General features: G+C 55.7%; 4 protein-coding genes. 3 read left to right on the forward strand and 1 reads right to left on the reverse strand.

The window, feature by feature from the left end:
• The first annotated feature begins 677 nt into the window (after positions 1-677).
• Positions 678-1,097, forward strand: a complete 420-nt coding sequence (locus AC13DE_RS11020) for an SH3 domain-containing protein (RefSeq protein ID WP_483047854.1) — start codon at positions 678-680, stop codon at positions 1,095-1,097.
• 9 nt (positions 1,098-1,106) lie between these two features.
• Here AC13DE_RS11020 and AC13DE_RS11025 read toward each other — a convergent pair whose 3' ends face one another.
• Positions 1,107-3,995 (reverse strand): Tn3 family transposase, encoded by a 2,889-nt coding sequence (locus tag AC13DE_RS11025; RefSeq protein ID WP_483047855.1) that lies wholly within the window; start codon positions 3,993-3,995, stop codon positions 1,107-1,109.
• 120 nt (positions 3,996-4,115) lie between these two features.
• On the opposite strand from AC13DE_RS11025, the gene AC13DE_RS11030 reads away from it, so the two are divergent.
• Positions 4,116-4,727: a recombinase family protein gene (locus AC13DE_RS11030; protein WP_148057251.1), complete on the forward strand. Its 612-nt coding sequence runs from the start codon at positions 4,116-4,118 to the stop codon at positions 4,725-4,727.
• Between the two features lie 36 nt (positions 4,728-4,763).
• Positions 4,764-5,063, forward strand: coding sequence for a DUF1236 domain-containing protein (locus AC13DE_RS11035; RefSeq protein WP_483047856.1), 300 nt, complete (start codon positions 4,764-4,766; stop codon positions 5,061-5,063).
• Positions 5,064-5,363: the final 300 nt, after the last annotated feature.

Here is a 5,363-nt window from a genome sequence, read left to right on the forward strand (position 1 = left end):
AGGGAAAGGATCAAACGTAAGACGCTCGAAACGCGACGCTTGCATCACCGACAGCACGCCGCATAATCAAACCAACCAGATGAGCCGAACTCTCTCTTAGTTTAGGCCGCCATTGGTCCCAAAAACCCTGACGACGGACAGGGGTGACTTGCACCATCGTCATTCGTGAGCCACGTGCGGCGGTTTGATCGGACGGCTGATGGGGCATCGCCAAGTTGTTGTTTTGGGCTTTTACGGTTCCAATGATCAATAGGTTACGCCGCCATTTAGGCGGTGTAGTCGGCCCAGGCGTGGCGGTAATAGGTCTGCTGCGTCACGTCGATCTGGCGCGCCGCCTCTGCAAACCCATGTCTTGTCCTTCTAGCACTTCAACCTGTCGAAGCTTCAGCACCACGTCTTCAGGTTTGTCTCGCTTTCCAGCCATCACTGGTCTTCCTGAAAAGGGATAATTCTATCCCAATTGGTGGACCACTTCAGTGGGGGCACTCCAATCGTAGATCAAAAAGGTAGGATCCAAAAATCTTATATCCTTTTTATTCAGTAGGTTGCCTCACTGTTATCAGATATCAGGAACGAAATCTTGCAATGTTTGCCATAGCCACACTGCCTTCTGGCGATGGAAGTGACGTCACATGACTCACGTCGCCAGAGACTAAGGTGATATAAGGACTGTACTCATGACATTCGCTAAAACGGGCTTAATCGGTGCTCCCTTGTTTTCGACTGCTATCCCTGCTTTCGCGCAATCCGCTGATGCGATTGCCGCAACAGATCTGAATGTACGCTCAGGCCCGGGTCCACAGTATACTGTCGTTGGCGTCATTCCCGGCGGAGAAACAGCAATGGTCGAAGGTTGCCTCGACGAGGCATCGTGGTGCCAAGTGAACTTTGGGGAAGTCTCAGGCTGGTCAAGTTCTTACTACCTTGCAGTAAATGTTCAGGAGCAGGCAGTTCCGCTTACAATGCGTCCTGCGGAAGTTACTGTAAATTCCGTTACCTATGAGGACGTCGAAGGGACCGAGAACAATCAGCGCGAAGGTGCTGCAGTCGGTGCCAGCTTGGGGTCTGCTCCGGCTGAGTGCAGAATGACACCCTAAAGCCGGACGTCACCTGCTTTTCCACCTGTATTCGCCTGTGAGCAGGATATGAGCCCATCCGAGCGGCGAGATATGCGCCAGAAGGTCTGGCGAACAGTCGAGACCGGCTCGCTTTCTGGCCGCAACTGCGTGGCCAAGATGCTTGGTGTTCCAATAGATGATGATCGCTGCCAGCAGGTTCAGCCCGGCCATACGGTAGTGCTGTCCTTCAGAGGTTCGGTCTCGGATTTCGCCCTGGCGCCCGATGCGTAGAGCGTTTTTCAACGCGTGGTGGGCCTCACCTTTGTTCAAACCGATCTGAGCCCGTCGCTGCATATCGGCGTCAAGCAGCCAGTTAACTATGAACAGGGTGCGCTCGATGCGACCGATCTCTCGCAGAGCAAGAGCCAACTCGTGCTGACGTGGATATGATGCAAACTTCCTCAACAACTGACTGGGCGGCATGACACCCGCCGCCATGGTAGCGACGGCGCGCAAGATGTCCGGCCAGTTTTCAGTAATCAGCTTTTCTCTGATCTTTCCGCCGACCAGTCGGCGGACTTCCTTCGGCGCAGCTGCGGGATCGAAGAGATAGAGCCGTTTTGACGGCAAATCGCGTATGCGGGGAACAAATCGATAAGACAGGAGCGCTGTCGCGGCAAAGACATGATCCGTGAAGCCGCCGGTGTCGGCATATTGCTCTTTGATTTTTCGCCCCGCCTCATTCATCAGCAACCCGTCCAGAATGTACGGAGCCTCGTTGACTGTTGCCGGGATGTTCTGAGTTGCGAACGGCCCGAACTGGTCGGAGACGTGGGTGTAGGCCTTCAAGCCGGGCTCCTGCCCATATTTCGCGTTGATAAGATTCATCGCCTCGCCATGCCGCGTTGTCGGAAAGAACTGACCGTCGCTTGATGCGCTTATGCCGCCGCCCCAGAACTGCGCCATCGGCAATTTGGCCTGTGCCTCGATCACCGTGGCGAGCGCCTGATTGATGGCATCGCTTTCAACATGCCAACGGGACAGACGCGAAAGTTGGAAATAATCGTGGGAACTGGTCGCCTCAGCCATTTTGCTGAGGCCGAGGTTCAATCCCTCGGCCAGCAGCACGTTCAGAAGCCCGATGCGATCCTTACAGGGCGCGCCGGTACGCAGGTGTGTGAAGGTTTCGGTGAACGCGATATCATCATCGATTTCCTGCAGAAGATCGGTAATCCGAACTGAAGGCAGACGGCCATAGAAATCAAGCACCATGCCGTCAGCATCCGCCGGGGTCTCCGCAGACAAACGATCAACCTTGAGAATACCGTTCTCGATGGAACCGCCTGGGATAGCTCCGCTCCGGGCGGCCTTGGCCAAACGCTCCATGGATTCTGTCAATCTGACCTTGCGATCATCGAGCCAGACCTCAGGTTCGAATGGCATCGTCAGGCGTGGCGACGCCTTTGCCGCTTCTATTGGCACAAGCGCTTGTTTCAGATCGGCGTAACGTCGGGAATGGGAGAGCCAGATATCGCCAGATCGGAAGGCTTCACGCACCTGGAACAGAACGGCGACCTCCCATAGCCGATTGTCTTTTGGGTCTTGGACATTGAGGTGGCGATGCCATTTTGAGGTTCGGCGCAGGAAGCTAACCTGACGGGGCGCATTGGTTTGATCATCGGCGATGACCTTTGTAGCTTGTATCAAAGGGGCCGCCACCGGCGCCGCACCGATATCGAGCGCCCGCAGCATTCTAGGGCCATACCGCCGGAACCGATGGTACCCGTGAACGACATGAGTCAGGGCATCAGCCGCCATCGTGTCAGTCAACTCTGCAGCTGTTGTCACCATGCGTTCGAGGTGAGACCAACCACACGTAACGTCAATGGCCGCTTCAAGAGATGCGCCATCCGCCTTTGCCGCCAGCAAGGCAGCGCCCAAATCCTTGAAGGAGCGCAAGGTCTCGCGCAGTGAAGATCGGGCGTCCGCGATACGTGCATCGGACAGCCTTTTCGCATCCCGCCAGGTCTTGCCAACAATCCGGTCGTGGGTCTCGATTACGGCGTCGGCAATGGCCGCCGTCCATTCCACCGCGCAGACGGCGAGGATTGCCAGACGCCGATCGCTGGTGATGTCTCGCAAACCGTCGGCAAAGTAGCGCTCGCCTTGGCGGCGAAGGCGGGTGACACGGTGTGGTGGAACGTCGACCAAAATGTCCGGTGAGAGGCTTATGCCCTGCAGAAACTCCAACCGATCCAGAAGCCGCGATGCTCCCGCCGAGTTGCTGCCCACCTCGAAACGGCGAAGCCAGATAAACCGGGTGACATTGCCATCTGCAATCTCGGTCAACAGCGCGTCCAGACGCTCTTTCGTTTCAACGCTTATCCTGTTGGCGATCCGGCTTTCAATCCGGCGTTCCGCCGATACCAGCGCATCTGCACAAAGCCGTTCGATAACCGAGACACCGGGCAGGATCGTATGCGTCCGGCGGCACTCTTCAACAAAGCGCCGAGCTAGATCTTCGCTGGAACGGGAGGATTCGGCTTCGCATTCAAGCCACGCTTTGAGACTGCGGGCGCCCTGGCCTGAGAACATCTTGAAGCCGTAAACCTCACGAAGGTTGTGCAAATGCTGCTGGCGGGTTTGGCGGCGTGCGGCATATGGCAGGACATCGCCTGCACTCAACCCCAACTGAGCGGCGATGAAGCGCAGTATCTTTTCTGGAATAACCTCGTCGGATGACAATAGCCGCCCAGGATACCGCAACGCGCAGAGCTGCAATGCAAAGCCGATTTTGTTCTCTGGCCGCCGCCGTTCGTTGATGTGTTCGATATCGTCGTCTGCCAGCGTGTAATGCCGCAACATATCCGCTTCGTCAGTCGGCAGGTCAAAAAGCGCCACACGCTGGCGCTCGGTCAGTATGGTGCGATGCGCCATGTTTCTTTTGCTTTCTCTTTGGGGATTGCTTATCGATGATTGTGTAATGGATTAAGGAATAAATGCCATGCCCGAAAGCTGGGGTTTCCTCCGCACATCTCAAACGTTCGTTTGTGAAACATGCTGATCGGATATGCACGCGTCTCCAAGGCCGATGGCAGCCAGTCCCTTGATTTGCAAAGGGACGCTTTGATCGCTGCGGGTGTAGATGAAGAGCAGATCTATTCCGATCAGGCCTCAGGCAAGAAAAACGACCGCCCGGGTCTCGAAGCGTGCCTGAAGGCTCTACGCGAAGGCGATGTCCTGGTGATCTGGAAACTGGACAGAATGGGCCGCAGTCTGAATCATCTGGTGAAAACGACGACCTTACTGTCAGAGCGGGGTGTCGGCCTGAAGGTGCTCACAGGCCAAGGAGCACAGATCGACACAACCACCGCAGCCGGTCGGCTGTCATTTGGAATCTTTGCCGCGCTCGCCGAATTTGAAAGCGAGTTGATCCGGGAACGCACCATGGCAGGGTTGCAGGCTGCCCGCGCGCGTGGTCGCAAAGGTGGTCGAAAGTTCGCACTCACCAAAGCCCAGGTCCGGATGGCGCAGGCAGCTATGGCGAATAGGGACACGTCCGTTTCTGAGCTGTGCCGTGAGCTGGGCGTGAAGCCTGTAACTCTGTACCGATACGTCGATCCCAAAGGCAACCTGCGCGACTACGGGAAACGCGTGCTGGGCGCTTAGGGTGTCATTCTGCACTCAGCCGGAGCAGACCCCAGCTTGGGTGTTCTGACCGACGTTGCGGTCGGTGGACCAATTGGCGGGATCATTGCAGGGGGTATCTTAGGCGGCGCTGCAGGCGCGGCCTTAGCGGAACCAGAGGAAGAAACCATTACTTACATCACGACCAACCCAGTCGAGACCGTCTACTTGGATGGTGAAGTTGTAGTCGGCGCGGGCGTTCCCGAAACTGTTCTGACGTTTGAACTTCCACAGCCAGAGTATCGCTATGTGAACATCACCGGTCAAACAGTGATCGTGGATGCGGAAACAAATGCGGATGTACGCATCATCCGCTGATCGCAATTTTATTTGACGTTTGCAGGCCTGGGGGAGAAATTTCCTGGGCCTGCGATCCTCCTCTAGAAGTGCCAGGAACCCGGGCTTCTAGGGATCAGCTTGGAAATGAGGGTGCCAAGTTCGACTGTAGAGAATTTGCCACAACATCTGGTGAAAATTATTCCTCACTCGACAACATGTTTGACGGAGGTGTAGATTGCTCGGTGAACCCCAGTCGTGTTTTGGATGGCAAAGGTGTATACAATGCATAGCCATTCTATCATCTGACACTTCATCTATATAATTTAATAAACTCTATAG

Source organism: Sulfitobacter sp. L-8 (assembly GCF_056859255.1).